Below are 16,946 nucleotides of genomic sequence, written 5' to 3' on the forward strand. Positions count from 1 at the left end.
AAAGTATATAAAAATTATAGAATTACTTTTCTTATCGGCAGGCCGACGGGTGCTTACGCTGCTCCCCATGGAAAACGTCTAGCTGCTCGGTGCGGATGCAGCGCGACCGGAACTGCAAGATGGACGCATGGCGTCGAACTCTTCCTTGGAGAAAAGACATGAGTGAACGAAAACAAATCACGTTTGGCGTCATGCTGCAGGGGGCTGGCGGCCATATGAACGCATGGAAGCATCCAAGTGGACCCGTCGATGCAAGCACCAATTTCGAGTTCTTCGTCAATGCCGCGCGTAAGGCAGAGGCGGCGGGGATCGCCTTTGCCTTTGTTGCTGACGGACTTTACGTCAATGAACAGTCGATACCGCATTTCCTCAATCGCTTCGAACCGATCTCGATCCTTTCGGCACTCGCTGCTTCCACCTCAAAAATTGGTTTGGTAGGTACGGTATCGACGTCCTACAGCGACCCCTTCACCATCGCGCGCCAGTTCGCTTCGCTGGATCTTATTTCTGGCGGACGCGCCGGATGGAATGCTGTCACCTCCCCACTCGAAGGGTCAGGCCGTAATTACGGGCGCCCGCATCCGGAACACGAACTACGCTATGAAATCGCGGACGAATATCTCGACGTCATCAAAGGACTCTGGGATTCCTGGGATGACAATGCCTTCGTCCGCGATCGCGAAAACGGCGTCTATGTCGATAAAAACAAGCTACGTCGCATTAATCACAAAGGGCGCTTTTTCAATGTCGAAGGACCGCTAAATATCAGCCGTTCCAGACAGGGGCAGCCAGTGGTGTTTCAGGCCGGATCGTCGGATTCGGGCATCCGGCTTGCCGGTAAACATGCCGATGCAGTGTTCACGAACGGTGCCAAGATTGAGGACGTGCGATCTTTCTACAGACAGGTCAAACAAAGTGCCGTTGCGCAGGGGCGCAGTTCTTCCGATGTGGGAATTTTCCCGGGTATTGGCCCGATTGTCGGGCGGACGCAGGAGGAAGCCGACGCGAAGTATCAGGCGATCCGTAATCTGGTGTCGGTCGAAGAGGCGCTGCTTTATCTCGGTCGCTTCTTCGATCATCACGATTTCAGCATCTATCCGCTCGACGAGCCTTTCCCTGAACTCGGCGAAATCGGCAAGAACAGTTTCCGCGCCACGACAGACCGCATCAAGAAAACGGCAAGGGAAACCGGCGCCACATTACGCGAGATCGCACTCGACGTCGCGACACCACGCACTGCCTTTATTGGAACGGCGGAGGCCATTGCCAATGAACTCATCGATTGGGTGGAAAGCGAAGCCGCCGATGGTTTCATTCTCGGCTTTCCCGTCATTGCGGAAGGTCTCGATGATTTCATCCAATATGTACTGCCGATTCTGGAAGAGCGTGGCTATTTCAACCCGGAACTGAGCGGTGAAACGCTGCGCGATCATCTGGGGCTGCCGTTTCGCGAAAGCCGTTATTCGTCGGCGGTAGATCAACCGGTAAACAAGGCCGCACGGGCCTGAGGAGCCGGTTTCATGGATGTTACCTCCCGATCCCGCAACAGGCTTGATGCCGCGAGAGAAGGCATTGCCGCGCATCTCGATGAATTCATAGCGCTTCGCCATGACATTCATCAGCATCCGGAGCTTGCCTTCAACGAGCATCGCACGAGCCGCCTCATTGCTTCAAAACTCGCCTCCTGGGGCTATGACGTTACGACGGGAGTTGCGGGAACCGGCGTGGTTGCAACCTTGGTGCGGGGGGAAGGTCAGCGCCGTCTCGCGATCCGGGCAGATATGGACGCTCTACCGATAGAAGAGGCAACGGGACTTCCCTATGCCAGCCGAAACAAAGGTGTGATGCACGCTTGCGGTCATGACGGGCACACGACGATCCTGCTTACGGCTGCGCGATATCTGGCCGAGGCGGGGAATTTCAGCGGTACGCTCGATCTTGTTTTCCAACCGGCAGAAGAAATCGGTGCCGGAGCACGCAAGATGATAAGCGAAGGGCTTTTCGAGCAGTTTCCCGCCGATGCGGTGTTCGGATTGCACAACTGGCCGGGTGTCACTGCAGGACGTTTCGGCTTTGTCGCGGGACCGGCTATGGCATCTGTAGACAAGGCTGTCATCAAGATCGTCGGCAAGGGTGGTCACGGGGCTGAACCGCACAATGCCGTCGACCCTATCGTCGCCGCTGCGTCTCTCATTACCGCCTTGCAGAGCATCGTTTCGCGCAATGTCGATCCACGTGAAATGGCGGTTGTCACGGTCGGTTCCATTCATGGCGGTGAAGCTTCGAACGTCATTCCTGGTTCGGTGGAACTGCAACTGACGATCCGTTCCTACAGCGAAGAGGTGCGGCGCGGATTGCAGATACGCATCCCGGCGCTTGCTCGCGCTCAGGCTGAAAGTTTTGGTGCCGTTGCGGAGGTCGACTATAGGTTGGGCTTTCCTTCTGTCATCAATCCGGTTGAGGAGACCGCATTCGCCCGCAAGGTTGCAGTCGACGCCTTCGGCGATGACGCTCTAGACAGCGCATTTGCGCCACGCACTGCCAGCGAGGATTTTGCTTTCATGCTGCAGGCAAAGCCCGGCAGCTATCTCTTCGTCGGTAACGGCGACAGCGCGCCGCTGCACAGCGCCGAATACAACTTCAACGATCAGATCATCGCGCCAGCTGCCCTCTATTGGGTGCAGCTTGCCGAAGCCTTTCTCAACGAAAACAGACGGTAATGATGATGATGAGCGATATCTTTCTGTACACCAGTTCTCTTGATCCACGTGCGAAGCCGCTCATCGATGAGCTTCTGTATGAATATGACAGTCGTTACGGCACATATTTCAATGCGGAAGGTGCGGCGGCAGAAATGAACCGCTATCCGCCCGAGGCGTTTGCGCCACCCGGCGGTAATTTTGTGCTGTTGATCCGGGACGGTGAAACCATCGGCGGCGGTGCCTTTAAGGCTTTTGATGCGCGTACTGCGGAGTTCAAGCGCATCTGGACGCGGTCAGATCTGCGGCGACAGGGGCTGGCGCGCAAGCTTCTCGTGGAACTGGAAGAACAGGCAGCAAGACAGGGCTATTCCCGCATCTACCTGACGACCGGCTTCCGTCAGCCTGAAGCCGTCGGTCTCTATCTGAACAATGGTTATACGGCGCTTTTCGACACAGGTGCGGATCCTGAAATTTACAAGACGCTGCCTTTTGAAAAGGAGATCGGCCATCTGGTCGCTCCGCTCGGGCGCGGCAACGATCATCACATCACGGACCGACAACATATCGCCAGCCAGTGAACATCATCACAGGGCTGAAGGCCAAGGAATGACCAGATGGCAGTAACGACAGAATTCTCAAACGTGCAGATTGCAACCCGCCCCGTGGAGCGCAAGCAGGACTATTCGCGCTACAGGATCGTTCCGGCAAAGCATCCAGCACGCTTTGTGGGTAGTGTGTTCGCGGCCCTCGTGATCGGGCTTGTGCTCTATTCGATCTTTACCAATCCGCAGTGGGGCTGGAACGTTTTTGCTGAATGGTTCTTTGCCGAACCGGTGCTCGTCGGCCTCGGGCGGACGCTGCTGCTGACAGCACTCGCGGCTGTATCAGGTTCCATTCTCGGCACGCTGCTGGCCTTAGCCCGTGTATCGAGGTCGCCGCTGCTTTCAGGCCTTTCCTGGGGTTATATATGGTTGTTGCGTTCCATACCGCTGATCGTATTGCTGCTTATCCTGAACAATCTCGGTTACCTCTATGCGAACATCACGCTGAGTGTGCCTTTCACAGATCGCGTATTGTTCGATTACCCGACGGTGCAATTGCTGACACCGTTTGCAGCTGCCTTTCTCGGCCTGACCCTCAACCAGTCAGCCTTCTTCGCCGAAATCGTACGCGGCGGCATTCTCTCCGTCGATCAGGGTCAACATGAAGCTGCTGCCGCGCTTGGCCTGCCGCGCAACCGTCAAGCCTTGCGAATTGTTCTGCCACAGGCCATGCGTTCCATCCTTCCGACGGGTTTCAACGAGATCATCGGTCTCGCCAAGGGCACTTCCATGGTCTACGTGCTCGCCTTGCCGGAGCTGTTCTACACAGTTCAGGTGATCTACCGGCGCAATCTGGAAGTCATTCCGCTGCTGATGGTCGCGACGGTCTGGTATCTGGTCATCATGACCGTGCTTTCGGTGGCGCAGTACTATATTGAGCGATATTTCGCCAAGGGTGCGGTTCGCAATCCGGTTCCCCTGCCATTCCAGGCATTCTTCAATCGCTACAAGCGCTCCTTGCCGCTGACCTCGGAGTTGTCGGGACAAGTGCACAGGACGGTTCCGGTCGCGGGTTTCCGCGATGTCGGCACAGTGTCTGCGGGCGCACCTATTCATATCCACGATATTTCCAAGCGCTTCGGCACGAACACGGTGCTGAACCATGTGGAACTGTCCCTTCCGGCAGGCAGTGTGACGGCAATTCTCGGCCCGTCCGGCTCCGGTAAGTCCACGCTGCTGCGCTCGATCAATCATCTGGAGCGTGTGGATGAGGGCTTCATTTCCGTTGATGGCGCGCTGGTCGGTTATCGCCAGGACGGAGACACGCTCTATGAGTTGAAGGAAAAGGACATTCTCAAACGCCGTGCCGATATCGCGATGGTGTTCCAGAACTTCAATCTCTTTCCGCACATGACGGTTCTTGAAAACATCATCGAAGCGCCGATCCAGGTACGCGGTCTTGCGCGGGATGCAGCGGTCCGATTGGCGCTCGATCTGCTCGCCCGTGTCGGCCTCAGTGACAAGGTTGAAGCCTATCCGCGTCAATTGTCCGGAGGACAGCAGCAGCGCGTGGCGATAGCGCGGGCATTGGCGCTTCGTCCGAAGGTCATCCTGTTCGACGAACCGACTTCGGCGCTTGATCCGGAACTGGTCGGTGAGGTGCTCGACGTTATCAAGGAACTTGCCCGTACTGGCACCACCCTTGTGATCGTCACTCACGAGACCGGCTTTGCGCGTGAAGTTGCCGACACGGTTGTCTTTATGGAAGCCGGGCAGATCGTAGAGGCCGGTCCGCCATCCCGCATTTTCAACGACGCGCAGCATCCGCGCACACGTGAATTTCTGGCCAAGGTTCTTTGAACCGGTGCTGGAAGAACCGACACAACAAGGAGACGGGAAATGACATTTATCAGAAAAGCGAGCTACTGGACCGCCGGAGTTATCGCTATTGGGTTGCTTGGTTCCGGTGCCGCACGCAGCGAGGGGAAATTCGATCTCAGCCCGGAACAGCCGAACCGGCTGCGCGTCGAGAAGATCGCCAAGCGTGTCGAGGAGATCAAGGACTTCAAGTTCGTCAAGGACGGCGTTCTGACTATCGGCATCAGCACCAGCGGACATCTGCCACTGCATGACTATGCGTCGGATTCCAAGACCGTCATCGGTTACGACGTCGATCTGGCGCAGATCATCGCCGATAGTCTGGGCCTCCAGCTGGAACTGGTTTCTGTCGCATGGGCTGACTGGCCGCTGGGTCTTTCCTCTGGCAAGTTCGATGCAGTGATTTCGAATGTGACGGTGACGGAAGAACGTAAGGAGAAATTCGATTTCTCCACCTATCGCAAGGATGAGCTTGGCTTCTATGTGAAATCCGACAGCGAGATCGGCGAGATCAAGTCTCCGAAAGATATTGCCGGTCTCAAGGTCATCACAGATGCGGGCACCAATCAGGAAAAAATCCTGCTGGAATGGGACCGCCAGAACGTAGCTGCCGGTCTGAAAGCCGTTGAGGTGCAGTATTACGATGATGATGCGGTCAAGGATCTCGCCGTCCAGAGCGGACGCGCCGACGCCGTTTTCAGCGTAAATGCGACGCAAGCTTACTCTGCAGGCATTAACGGCAAGACGAAGCTGGTCGGCACTGTGAGCGGGGGCTGGCCGATTACGGCTGAAATTGCCGTCACGACGCGCAAGGGAAGTGGCCTTGCCCAGCCGCTGACCGATGTCCTGAATGATTTGATCGCAAGCGGGGCATATCAGAAGGTTCTGGAAACCTGGAATCTTGGACCGGAAGCAATCACCGAAGCCAAAACCAACCCGCAGGGACTGCCGAAGAGCGGCTCGTGAGTTGAAAGGTGAGGGGCGGGTCGGTTTGAGGGGACGCGAACTGACCCGCATATTTCTGTGATACTGGAGAAAATTTACATGAGAGCAGGAGCTCTGTTGATCGCGGCCTTTGCATGGGTAACATTTCCGGTTCTGACGGCAGTGGCAGGGGACGGTTTCGACCTTTCTCCGGAGCAACCGGGTCGTATTCATACGAAGAAAAATGAGACGGCTGCCACAGCCATTCCCTCTGACTTCAAATTCGTTGCGCCGGGTAAATTTACCGTGGCCGTGGCTCCCGGTGGCCCGCCTCTGGCGACTTATGCCACTGATGCGCGAACGGTCGTCGGCGCCGATCCGGAATATGCTTCTGCGATCGCTGAAAGTCTGGGCCTGCAGCTGGAGCTCGTTCCGGTGGCGTGGATCGACTGGCCGCTGGGGCTGGCTTCCGGCAAGTATGATGCCGTCATTTCAAACGTTGGCGTGACCGAGGAACGCAAGGAAAAATTCGACTTTTCGACTTATCGGCAGGGTCTGCACGGGTTCTTCGTCAAGTCGGACAGTCCGGTCACCTCTATTAAGGAACCGAAGGATGCTGCGGGTTTGCGCATCATTGTAGGTGCGGGGACAAATCAGGAGCGCATTCTCGTCAAATGGAGCGAGGAAAACGTTGCCGCCGGTCTGAAACCGATTGAATTGCAATATTACGACGATGAAGCCGCAAGCCTGCTTGCGCTCCGGTCAGGACGGGCCGACGTGATTGTGCAGCCACATGCGCAGCTCGTTTTCATTGCAGCGCGTGACAAGAATATCAAGCGGGTCGGAACATTGAGCGCAGGTTGGCCGGATCGTTCCGATGTCGCGATCACAACCCGCAAGGGGAGCGGTCTGGCCGATGCACTGACGGTAGCTACCAATGGTCTGATCGAGGATGGAACCTATGCCAGAATTCTCGAGCGCTGGCAGCTGGAGGAAGAAGCGCTGCCCCGCTCCGAAACAAACCCGCCGGGACTGCCGAAGTTCAACTGAGCCGGACATTATTTCCCCGCAACTGAAGGATCGAAGGTGCCAAAAACTATCGAATATTTCTTCTCCATCGGATCGCCGTGGTCATATCTCGGGCTGGATACGCTGGAGGAGCTGTCCTCAAGACATCTGGTTGAAATCAAGCCTCATCTGGCGACTGTCATCGAGGAGAATGGCGGAATATTCGCCAGAAACCGTCCCGATGCGCGCCGTGCCTATGGCACGCGTGATCTGAAACGATGGGCGAAGTTTCGTGGTAAACCTTTGCTGGTGGAAAATCGCCCGGCACTCGGCGACCCGACGTCTGCTTCCTTTTTGGTGATCGCCGCCTATCTTGACGGCGAGAACTGGTTGCAGCTGGCGCGGGCGCTGCAACATGCCTTTTGGGAAGAAGCGAAGGATATAGGGCAACCGAATGTCCGCCGCGCGGTGGCTGACGCCGCAGGCTTCAACGGGGCCTATCTCCTGTCACGGGAGCAGGACGAGGACGTCCTGCGAAAATGGCGAAATGATCGCGAGATTGCCGTCGAAAAGGGCGTGTTCGGATTTCCAACCTACATCTATGAAGATGAAGTTTATTGGGGACAGGACAATCTGGGCTTCCTGTCGAGCCATCTGCGCGGCGAGATACCTTAGGTGCGTGGCAGGATTCTAGAAAGCCGCGTTCGGATGCTTTGCCCGGCTTGGTGTCGGCGAGCCTTTAACACTTTGGATTTCTGTTTGTCGTGTTGTTGGGTGATTTCTTATTGTATTTGTTCCAAATCAATGAACTCTCTGTCTGATCGGATAATTTCCAACCGAAAGACATGCTCGCAAATAATAGCAGAGCAAATGCAGGTTGGACGTGAAAATAGCATTATTGGGCCGTGTGGTCGCTCCAGCTTTCCGACTGCCGGAACAGGGTTTTCCAAGTGTCAGTCAGCCATTTTCATTTTTACTAGAAGCCGCCAGGGTCGTCGCGTTGGCGGCGATGGTTCTGGCGCTCTGCTGGCAGACCACAGCATCCGCTGCTGATCTGGAAAAATACCTTCCGAAGGTTGAGGCAGGCGCTCTCTTCAAAGAGGCCGATGCTATCGGCAAGCCGCAGGGCGAGCCGCCAATCGCACCACTGATGAAGCGGGGCGAGGTGATCGGTTATGCTTATTTGAATTCTGACTTCACCAGTTCCATCGGTTATTCCGGCAAACCCATCCATATCGTCGTCGGCATTGATACCAAAGGCGTCATACGCGGCATAAAACTGGTCGACCACAAAGAGCCGATCGTGCTGATCGGCATTCCCGAAGCCAAGGTTGTGGCTGCGCTGAACTCGCTGGTCGACAGTGACATGAGTGCTGTCGCGGCTGGCCAGAACAAGCCTCCGCAGGTGGAAATCGTCAGCGGTGCCACGGTTACCGTGCTCGTCATGGGAGACAGTGTCGTTCGCTCGGCCGTTGGGCTTGTCCGCAGCGGGCGTCTTGGCAACGCGCCTGTGCAGGTCGCCGCAGCTGATGCGCAGCGCACGGTTGATCTGGAGATCCGCGACGAGCAGGACTGGCAGGCACTGATCGGTGACGGTTCGGTCCGCAGCCTGAAACTGTCGGTTGGTGATGTGACACAGGCATTCCGTGACGCAAAGCACGATCGCGCCGCCGACAATCCTGAAACAACCAATCCCGAAGACGAATTCATCGAGCTTTATGTTGCGCCGGTATCAGTGCCGTCGATCGGTATCAGCCTGCTTGGCAAGGATGGCTTCGAACGCTTGCAAAAGCGGCTGAAGCCAGGACATCAGGCGATCCTGGTTGCGGGCGACGGAGCCTATTCTTTCAAGGGCTCCGGATATGTGCGCGGCGGTATCTTTGACCGCATCGAGTTGATGCAGGACGGGCAGGGCGTACGTTTCCGCGACAAGAACCATACTCGTATCGGCGATATCATGGCCGAAGGCGCACCGCGTTTGCGCGAGATAGCACTGTTCGAGGTGCCTGACGGGTTTGCCTTCGACGTGACAGAACCGTGGGATTTGCAGCTTCTGGTACAGCGCGGTTTCGGTGCGCGGGACAAGGCCAATATCAGTTACGATCTCGGCTACAGTTTGCCGGAAAAATATCTGGCGAAGCAGCCGGAACCGGCTCCTGTCCAGCCTGCTGTATCAATCGCCGACGCACCACGTCAGCCGCAACCGGTCGGCGAAGCCAATGCTGCCGACATTCTGGGCGAGGGCAATCCGCTCTGGGTCCGGATGTGGGAGATGAATCGTGCCAATGTAGTCATCACCGCTTTTGCCATCACGGTTCTTGTCGGCATCTTCTTCTTCCAGAACAGTCTGGTCAGGCATCCGCGCTTCTTCACCTGGCTGCGGCGCAGCTATCTTCTGTTCATCCTTGTCTGGCTCGGTTTCTACAACAATGCACAATTGTCGGTTGTCAACGTCCTGACCTTCACCAACTCCCTGATTACCGGCTTTAACTGGGAATTCTTCCTGACATCGCCGCTGATCTTCATTCTGTGGGCGTCGGTGGCGGCGGGGCTGTTGTTCTGGGGGCGTGGACCCTTCTGCGGCTGGTTGTGCCCGTTTGGCGCCCTGCAAGAACTTACCAATAATCTCGCCCAATGGCTGAAGGTGCCGCAGGTCAAGCTTCCATGGGGACTGCACGAGCGTCTCTGGCCCCTCAAATACATGATCTTCCTCGGCCTTTTTGGGTTGTCGCTCTATTCGGTTGCGCTGGCAGAAGTGTTTGCAGAAGTCGAACCGTTCAAGACCTCGATAATTCTCAAATTCGCACGTGAGTGGCCGTTCGTCATTTATGCGCTGACACTTCTGACTGCAGGCCTGTTCATCGAGCGCTTCTACTGCCGCTATATGTGCCCGCTCGGCGCGGCTCTCGCCATCCCCGGACGCATCCGCATGTTCGAATGGCTGAAACGTTGGCCGGAATGCGGTTCGCCCTGCCACCGTTGTGCCAAGGAATGCCCGGTCGAGGCGATCCATCCGGAGGGGCAGATCAACGTCAATGAATGCATCTACTGCATGCATTGTCAGGAACTCTATCACGACGACCAACGCTGCCCGCACATGATCCAGGTGCGCGTGAAGCGTGAAAAATTCGCAGCCCGCAATGCCCCCCTCGCAGCGGCTGCCGAACGTGGCGGGGGACCGGCCAGACCCGTCATCTCAGTCAAAGGAAAGCCGGTTGAAGGCGTTGCCGATACCGGTCCTGCTGTCTGACTTTTCTAAAGGAGAGAAGCATGTCTGAAGAAACCAAAAAAACGCAGCTTAGTCGAAGACAGCTGCTCGGCTCGTCAGCCTTTGTGGCTGCTGCCGGCGCAAGCGGTCTTGGTGGAGCGCTGTTTGCAGGTTCAACCGAACCGGCAATAGCTGCTGCCGGCGGTGCTGGCCATAGTGCAGAAGTGAAGCCTGGAGAACTGGACGAATATTACGTCTTCTTTTCCAGCGGTCAGAGCGGTGAGGTCCGTATTGTCGGCTTGCCATCGATGCGCGAACTGATGCGCATTCCGGTGTTCAATCGCGATAGCGCGACCGGCTGGGGCCAGACAAATGAAAGCCTGAAAGTGCTGACCGAAGGCCTTCTGCCGCAGGACCAAGAGTTCCTCAAAGATCGCGGGGGCATTTTCCTGAATGGTGACTTGCACCACCCGCACCCGTCCTTCACGGAAGGCACCTATGACGGACGCTATCTCTACGCCAACGACAAGGCCAATACGCGTGTCTGCCGCATCCGTCTTGATGTGATGAAATGCGACAAGATCATTCAGCTCCCGAACCAGCACACCGTGCATGGCTTGCGTGTGCAGAAATATCCGAAAACCGGATATGTCTTCTGCAACGGTGAAGATCGCGCGCCGATCCCGAACGACGGCAGCAATCTGACCGATACCAAGCAATATCACGCGATCTTCACGGCCGTTGACGGCGAGACCATGAAGGTTGCCTGGCAGATCATGGTCGATGGCAATCTGGACAATGTCGACTGCGATTATCAGGGCAAGTACGCTTTTGCCACCTGCTACAATTCGGAAGAGGGTACGACGCTCGCCGAAATGATGTCGAGCGAGCAGGACTGGATCGTCATCTTCAACCTGAAGCGTATCGAAGAAGCGGTTGCCAAGGGTGATTTCAAGGAAATCAACGGTGTGCCGGTCATCGATGGACGTCACGGTTCCAAATATACGCGTTATATTCCTGTGCCGAACAGCCCGCATGGCATCAACACTGCGCCAGACGGTATCCATGTGGTTGCCAACGGCAAGTTGTCGCCGACCGTTACCGTGTTCGACGTTCGCAAGTTCGATGAGCTTTTCGACGACAAGATCAAGCCCCGCGATGCTGTGGTTGCGGAACCTGAACTCGGACTTGGGCCATTGCATACGGCTTATGATGGCAAAGGCAACGCCTATACAACGCTCTTCATCGACAGCCAGATCTGCAAATGGAATATCGAGGACGCCAAGCGAGCCTTCAAGGGTGAAAAGGTCGATCCGATCCGTCAGAAACTCGATGTACATTATCAGCCCGGTCACAATCACACTTCCATGGGGCAAACCAAGGAAGCCGACGGTCAGTGGCTGATCTCGCTCAACAAGTTCTCCAAGGATCGCTATCTCAATGTCGGCCCACTCAAGCCGGAAAATGACCAGCTCATCGATATTTCCGGTGAGAAGATGATGATTGTCCATGACGGGCCAAGTTTTGCTGAACCGCACGATGCAACGATTGTTCATCGTTCCAAGATCAATCCCGTCAACTTCTGGAGCCGTGAGGATCCATTCTTCGCCGACGCTGTCACTCAGGCGAAAGCCGATGGCCTCGACCTGATGGACGCGAATGAGGTGATCCGGGATGGCAACAAGGTGCGCGTTTATATGACGTCTGCCGCGCCAGCCTTCGGTCTAACCGAGTTCACCGTCCAGCAGGGCGATGAGGTGACGGTTTATGTCACTAACATCGATGAAATCGAAGATCTCACCCACGGCTTTGCCATCATCAACTATGGTGTCAACATGGAGGTGGGTCCGCAGGCAACCGCGTCAGTTACCTTCACAGCCAACAAGCCGGGTGTGTGGTGGTATTATTGCTCGTGGTTCTGCCATGCCATGCACATGGAAATGAAGGGCCGGATGCTCGTGGAACCGAAGAAGGCCTGACTGCCATGAAGTTCCCCCGCCGGTTTCAGTCCTTGAGTGCTGCAATGCTGCTGACCGTTGTTCTGTGCGACGGTTTGCAGGCACGGCAGATCGATGTCGTGGCAGGCGAAGGCGTACAGGCGGCTATCGAAAAAGCGGAGCCGGGCGATATCGTCCGGCTTCTGAAAGGCAAACACAATGGCGCGGTTACGATCGACCGCGCCATTGAACTGACCGGCGAACCGGGCGCCGTTGTAGACGGAGTTGGCTCGGGTAACGCCATAACGGTCAACGCACCGGACGCTATCGTGCGTGGGCTGGAAGTGCGCGGTTCGGGTGAAAACATGCCCGACCTCAATTCCGGAATTTTCGTGGCAAAAACCGCCACGGGCGCACGTGTCGAGAACAATCGCCTTATCGATAACCTCTACGGGATTTATTTGCATGGCGCCGCAAATTCCATCGCGAGCGGCAATGAGATCGTTGGTCGTCGAGGCGTGCGCATGGCACAAACCGGTAGCGGCGTTTCCATCTGGAATGCGCCCGGCGCACAGGTTATCGGCAACGTCATTCGCTACGGGCGCGACGGCATCTACACCAATGCCAGCCGCAAGAATATCTTTCGCGACAATGTAATGGAGGATGTCAGGTTCGCTGTTCATTACATGTACACGGATGACAGCCAGGTCATCGGCAATGTTTCGCGCAACAATTCGGTCGGTTTCGCGATCATGTACACCAACCGTCTCAAGGTGCTGGACAACCTGTCTGACGGCGACCGGGATCATGGCTTGTTGCTCAATTATGCAAATAGCTCGGTCATTTCCGGCAATCGCGTGATCGGGCGCATGCAACCGATAGATCGCTGGCTCGATGCCGGTGTTCAGAAGGCTGAACACGGCCTTCCTGCGGACGACCAGACAGAAACCCAGACGGGCGAGACCTCGCGGCTCGGTCCGGAAAAATGCGTCTTCATTTACAATGCCAACAAGAACAAGTTCACCGAAAACAGTTTCGAGAACTGCAGCATAGGCATTCACTTTACCGCCGGTTCCGAGGGCAATGCCATGAGCGGCAACGCCTTCATCAACAACCGCAATCAGGTGAAATATGTCGGCACGCGCAACCTCGACTGGTCGGTCAATGGACGCGGCAATTACTGGAGCGACAATCCGGCCTTCGATCTCAATGGTGACGGTATCGCAGATAGTCCTTACCGGCCCAATGATCTGATCGACAAGGTTTTGTGGACTGCGCCACAGGCAAAAATTCTCATCAATAGTCCGGCAATCGAGACAATCCGCTGGGCACAGACCCAGTTCCCGGCGCTTCTGCCGGGCGGTGTCGTCGATAGCTATCCCCTTATGAAGCCGCCGCATCCGGCCGATCCGGCGAAAGGAAAACCAAATGACTGAGACTGTCATTCTTGATCAGGTCACAAAGTCCTATGGCGGGTTCAATGCCATCAGCGATGCAAGTTTCCGCCTCCACGCTGGAGAAAGCATTGCGCTGGTCGGCCATAATGGTGCTGGAAAAACGACGATGATAAAGCTCATGCTCGGACTGATCCGCCCGACCAAGGGCGCGGTTCGCGTGTTGGGCGAGGATCCGGCGACCGGTGCCTTTGCCGCCAGATTGCGGCTCGGCTATCTGCCTGAGCACGTCTCTTTCAATCTGGCGCTGACGGGAGCCGAAACGCTCGGCTTCTATGCGCGGCTCAAGAGAATGCCGGTTGCCCAAAATGTAGAGCTGCTGGAGCGCGTCGGCCTCGCCCATGCCGCAAACAGGCGGGTCGGCACCTATTCGAAGGGGATGCGCCAGCGACTGGGGCTTGCTCAGGCATTGCTCGGGCAACCGTCCGTTCTGTTGCTTGACGAGCCGACGACCGGTCTCGATCCCGCCTTGCGTCAGAGCTTCTATGAAGTCCTTGAAGAATTGCGGAGCAAAGGCACGACAATCCTCATGTCGTCCCATGCCCTGACCGAACTGGAAACCAAAGTCGGGCGCGTCATCATCGCGAACAAAGGCAAGATTATTGCCGATGGCTCCATCGATGCGTTGCGCCGGATTTCACAATTACCGCTTCGCATACGGGTGCAGACGCCAGACGTTTCCCGGCTGCCTTCGACAACCGCCAATACTGCATTGCGCTGGCATCGTCTCGGCCCGGATATCTTCGAAACGGAAGCTCCGACGGAAGGTAAGATGGCTCTTGTCCGTGAAATCGTGGCCATGAACGACAATCTCACAGAACTTGATCTCGTTCCGCCGACGCTGGACGAACTTTACGCCCACTTCCTCAATGCCGGGGAAGAGGCCCTCGCGGAGGCAGCGGAATGAACAATATTCTCATAATCGCTTCCAAGGAAATTCAGGAAGGCTTGCGCAATCGCTGGGTTCTGGCGACCACGCTATTGCTTGCGGCACTGGCCCTAAGCATGACTTTTCTCGGCAGCGCACCCACCGGCAGTTCGGTTGCCGCGAGCAAGCTGGACGTTGTGATCGTCAGTCTCTCCAGCCTGACAATCTTCCTCATCCCTCTTATTGCCCTTCTCATTTCGCATGATGCAATCGTCGGTGAAATGGAACGCGGCACGATGCTGCTGCTTCTGAGCTATCCGATAAGCCGATTTCAGCTGGTTCTTGGAAAATTCGTTGGTCAGCTTGCTATTCTGTCCTTTGCGACATTGTTCGGGTACGGCGCGGCGGCTGTGGCGCTGATCGTGACCGGGTCCGGCGTGGATGCGGGAAGCTGGCTGTCGCTGTTCAAACTCATTATCTCGTCGGTCCTGCTGGGAGCCGTGTTCATCGCCATCGGCTTTCTCGCAAGTTCGCTGGTGCGGGAGCGGAGCACGGCAGCAGGTATCGCCATCGGCGTCTGGCTGTTTTTCGTGCTGATCTATGACGCAGCACTTCTTGCTCTGCTGGTTTTCGATCAAGGCCGTATTGTTGGCGGTGGGGTACTCAACGGTCTGCTTCTTCTCAATCCAGCCGATTCCTACCGGCTTCTCAATTTCGGTCTCGGACAGGCCGGATCTTTAACTGGCATGGGCGGAATAGCCGGTAACGCTACGCTCTCTGCTCCAGCTCTGACGCTAGCGCTCGGCCTTTGGGTCATGCTGCCGCTGTCCCTTTCCATGCTGGTTTTCTCGAGGAAAGAATTATGAAACACGCTCTGTTTCTTGCCCCCCTGTTTCTGGTTCTGCTTGCAGGGTGTTCTCCGGATGAAAAGAATGATGCCGTGATGGCTCCTTTCGCGCTGACGGAAAGCGCAATGGGCCGATATTGCGGAATGAATGTTCTGGAGCACCCCGGCCCCAAGGGGCAAATCATTCTAGAGCCGACAAACGAGGCAGTATGGTTCTCTTCCGCCCGTGATACGCTCGCCTTTACGATGCTGCCTGAGGAGCCAAAAGGGATCGCGGCGATCTACGTTTCAGATATGGCGAAAGCGCCAAGCTGGGAAGAGCCGGGAGCGGAAAACTGGGTCGATGCGCGCAAAGCCTTTTTCGTGATTGAAAGCGCTGCTGTAGGTGGAATGGGGGCACAGGAGGCCGTACCGTTTTCGACACGAGAAGCAGCGGAGAAGTTCGTTGCGGAAAAGGGCGGCCGTATTAGCACTTTTACCGAAATACCAGAGGATTACGTTCTCGGCGGTCAGTCGGTGCGGCCCTCCGATCTTGGAGCCGAAAGCCATGCGCATTGAAGGTGGTCAGCGTATCAGCCGTCGGCTTGTACTTGCGGGTGGTGCGGCTGGAGTAGTGTTCTGGGCCATTCCAAAACACGCAGTTTCACTCGACCTTCCGGAGCCCATCATCTGGCGTAGTCAGGCGATGGGGGCACCTGCCAAGATCATACTCTATCATCCGGATCGTTCGACCGCTGAACGGTTGCTGCGCGAATCTGCTCAAGAAGCGGAAAGGCTGGAGAACATTTTCAGCCTCTATCGTTCGGATTCAGAACTCACCCAACTTAATCGCGATGGGGCGCTGGCATCGCCTTCGCCTGATCTGGTCGAGGTATTGCGTATCTGCCATGAATGCTGGCAGGCCAGCGACGGCCTTTTCGATCCGACGGTACAGCCCCTTTGGAACTGTCTGAAAAAGCATTTCTCGCAAGAACGTCCTTCTCCCGACGGACCATCGCGACAGCTTTGGGACGAAGCGCTTGCAAAGGTAGGGTTCGGTCACGTTCTATTCGATGATAACCGCATTGCATTCTCCAAGCCATCTATGTCTCTGACTTTAAATGGTATTGCGCAGGGCTATGTCACCGACCGCGTGACGGCATTGTTGCAAAGGGCAGGAGTCGAATATGCACTGGTCGATATGGGGGAGTATCGCGCTCTTGGTTCAAGAGCTGACGGCACGGCATGGTGCATTGGCATCGCCGATCTGGAAGCCGGAGCTGCTGCCGAAGAGTATGTTGATATCCGCAATCAGGCGCTCGCGACATCCAGCTTCACGGGCTTTCAGTTCGATGAGTCCGGACGGTTTAACCATTTGCTCAACCCAAAAACTGGCTTTTCAGCGGCACTTTATCGCCGGGTGACTGTCGTGGCCCGCGATGCGGCGCGAGCCGATGCCTGGGCAACTGCGTTCAGCCTCATGGACAAGAATCAGATCGAAGCAGTTATCGGTAGCCAACAGGATATGTCTGTGATTGCACAGACACGCTCTGGCGAACGAATAGTCCTGGGTTCTTAGGTAATGAGCGGCGTTATCGT

The 16,946-nt window shown here is 56.2% G+C and carries 14 protein-coding genes; all 14 read left to right on the top strand.

The features are described from left to right. Positions 1-158 precede the first annotated feature (158 nt). The 14 genes from OHI65_RS04715 to OHI65_RS04785 all read left to right on the top strand — a co-directional run bounded on the left by OHI65_RS04715 (position 159) and on the right by OHI65_RS04785 (position 16,926). The gene (locus OHI65_RS04715; protein WP_094515419.1) at positions 159-1,508 is read left to right on the top strand and encodes an LLM class flavin-dependent oxidoreductase; all 1,350 of its coding nucleotides are present in this window, start codon (positions 159-161) and stop codon (positions 1,506-1,508) included. Positions 1,509-1,520: 12 nt separating this feature from the next. After that, positions 1,521-2,720, top strand: a complete 1,200-nt coding sequence (locus OHI65_RS04720; protein ID WP_264358531.1) for a M20 aminoacylase family protein — start codon at positions 1,521-1,523, stop codon at positions 2,718-2,720. Positions 2,721-2,728: 8 nt separating this feature from the next. Then, positions 2,729-3,280, top strand: a complete 552-nt coding sequence (locus OHI65_RS04725) for a GNAT family N-acetyltransferase (RefSeq protein ID WP_036596283.1) — start codon at positions 2,729-2,731, stop codon at positions 3,278-3,280. Between the two features lie 36 nt (positions 3,281-3,316). Next, entirely contained in the window at positions 3,317-5,104 is a 1,788-nt protein-coding gene (locus tag OHI65_RS22935) for an amino acid ABC transporter permease/ATP-binding protein (RefSeq protein WP_125301061.1), read from the top strand. Between the two features lie 39 nt (positions 5,105-5,143). Then, positions 5,144-6,088 carry an ABC transporter substrate-binding protein gene (locus OHI65_RS04740; protein ID WP_094515416.1) on the top strand — a complete coding sequence of 315 codons (945 nt, stop codon included), beginning with the start codon at positions 5,144-5,146 and terminating at the stop codon, positions 6,086-6,088. A gap of 78 nt (positions 6,089-6,166) precedes the next feature. Beyond that, positions 6,167-7,096 carry an ABC transporter substrate-binding protein gene (locus OHI65_RS04745; protein ID WP_125301060.1) on the top strand — a complete coding sequence of 310 codons (930 nt, stop codon included), beginning with the start codon at positions 6,167-6,169 and terminating at the stop codon, positions 7,094-7,096. A 36-nt stretch (positions 7,097-7,132) separates the two neighbouring features. Further along, positions 7,133-7,729 (top strand): 2-hydroxychromene-2-carboxylate isomerase, encoded by a 597-nt coding sequence (locus tag OHI65_RS04750; RefSeq protein WP_094515414.1) that lies wholly within the window; start codon positions 7,133-7,135, stop codon positions 7,727-7,729. Between the two features lie 334 nt (positions 7,730-8,063). Continuing rightward, on the top strand, positions 8,064-10,304 hold the full coding sequence (locus tag OHI65_RS04755) for a regulatory protein NosR (protein WP_114048185.1): 2,241 nt from the start codon (positions 8,064-8,066) through the stop codon (positions 10,302-10,304). A 20-nt stretch (positions 10,305-10,324) separates the two neighbouring features. Continuing rightward, positions 10,325-12,241 (top strand): TAT-dependent nitrous-oxide reductase, encoded by a 1,917-nt coding sequence (nosZ, locus tag OHI65_RS04760; RefSeq protein ID WP_114048175.1) that lies wholly within the window; start codon positions 10,325-10,327, stop codon positions 12,239-12,241. Positions 12,242-12,246: 5 nt separating this feature from the next. Further along, a complete protein-coding gene (locus OHI65_RS04765) occupies positions 12,247-13,635 on the top strand; it encodes a nitrous oxide reductase family maturation protein NosD (RefSeq protein ID WP_125301059.1) in 1,389 nt (462 codons plus the stop codon). Continuing rightward, a complete protein-coding gene (locus OHI65_RS04770; RefSeq protein WP_125301058.1) occupies positions 13,628-14,560 on the top strand; it encodes an ABC transporter ATP-binding protein in 933 nt (310 codons plus the stop codon). The genes OHI65_RS04765 and OHI65_RS04770 overlap by 8 nt, the downstream gene beginning before the upstream one ends. After that, positions 14,557-15,387: an ABC transporter permease subunit gene (locus OHI65_RS04775; RefSeq protein WP_125301057.1), complete on the top strand. Its 831-nt coding sequence runs from the start codon at positions 14,557-14,559 to the stop codon at positions 15,385-15,387. Before OHI65_RS04770 ends, OHI65_RS04775 begins: the two co-directional genes overlap by 4 nt. Next, positions 15,384-15,926, top strand: coding sequence for a nitrous oxide reductase accessory protein NosL (locus tag OHI65_RS04780; RefSeq protein WP_012093626.1), 543 nt, complete (start codon positions 15,384-15,386; stop codon positions 15,924-15,926). The genes OHI65_RS04775 and OHI65_RS04780 overlap by 4 nt, the downstream gene beginning before the upstream one ends. After that, the gene (locus OHI65_RS04785) at positions 15,916-16,926 is read left to right on the top strand and encodes an FAD:protein FMN transferase (RefSeq protein WP_123218559.1); all 1,011 of its coding nucleotides are present in this window, start codon (positions 15,916-15,918) and stop codon (positions 16,924-16,926) included. The genes OHI65_RS04780 and OHI65_RS04785 overlap by 11 nt, the downstream gene beginning before the upstream one ends. Positions 16,927-16,946: the final 20 nt, after the last annotated feature.

Source organism: Brucella sp. MAB-22, from assembly GCF_025908475.1.
GTDB classification, from domain to species: domain Bacteria; phylum Pseudomonadota; class Alphaproteobacteria; order Rhizobiales; family Rhizobiaceae; genus Brucella; species Brucella anthropi.

Excerpts from the sequence above, each read along its gene's own strand:
- OHI65_RS04770 (WP_125301058.1), top strand. The coding sequence starts at position 13,628 with ATGACTGAGACTGTCATTCTTGATCAGGTCACAAAGTCCTATGGCGGG.
- OHI65_RS04755 (WP_114048185.1), top strand. The coding sequence starts at position 8,064 with ATGGTTCTGGCGCTCTGCTGGCAGACCACAGCATCCGCTGCTGATCTG.
- OHI65_RS04775 (WP_125301057.1), top strand. The coding sequence starts at position 14,557 with ATGAACAATATTCTCATAATCGCTTCCAAGGAAATTCAGGAAGGCTTG.
- OHI65_RS04715 (WP_094515419.1), top strand. The coding sequence starts at position 159 with ATGAGTGAACGAAAACAAATCACGTTTGGCGTCATGCTGCAGGGGGCT.
- nosZ (WP_114048175.1), top strand. The coding sequence starts at position 10,325 with ATGTCTGAAGAAACCAAAAAAACGCAGCTTAGTCGAAGACAGCTGCTC.
- OHI65_RS04780 (WP_012093626.1), top strand. The coding sequence starts at position 15,384 with ATGAAACACGCTCTGTTTCTTGCCCCCCTGTTTCTGGTTCTGCTTGCA.
- OHI65_RS04740 (WP_094515416.1), top strand. The coding sequence starts at position 5,144 with ATGACATTTATCAGAAAAGCGAGCTACTGGACCGCCGGAGTTATCGCT.
- OHI65_RS22935 (WP_125301061.1), top strand. The coding sequence starts at position 3,317 with ATGGCAGTAACGACAGAATTCTCAAACGTGCAGATTGCAACCCGCCCC.
- OHI65_RS04720 (WP_264358531.1), top strand. The coding sequence starts at position 1,521 with ATGGATGTTACCTCCCGATCCCGCAACAGGCTTGATGCCGCGAGAGAA.
- OHI65_RS04785 (WP_123218559.1), top strand. The coding sequence starts at position 15,916 with ATGCGCATTGAAGGTGGTCAGCGTATCAGCCGTCGGCTTGTACTTGCG.
- OHI65_RS04765 (WP_125301059.1), top strand. The coding sequence starts at position 12,247 with ATGAAGTTCCCCCGCCGGTTTCAGTCCTTGAGTGCTGCAATGCTGCTG.
- OHI65_RS04725 (WP_036596283.1), top strand. The coding sequence starts at position 2,729 with ATGAGCGATATCTTTCTGTACACCAGTTCTCTTGATCCACGTGCGAAG.
- OHI65_RS04745 (WP_125301060.1), top strand. The coding sequence starts at position 6,167 with ATGAGAGCAGGAGCTCTGTTGATCGCGGCCTTTGCATGGGTAACATTT.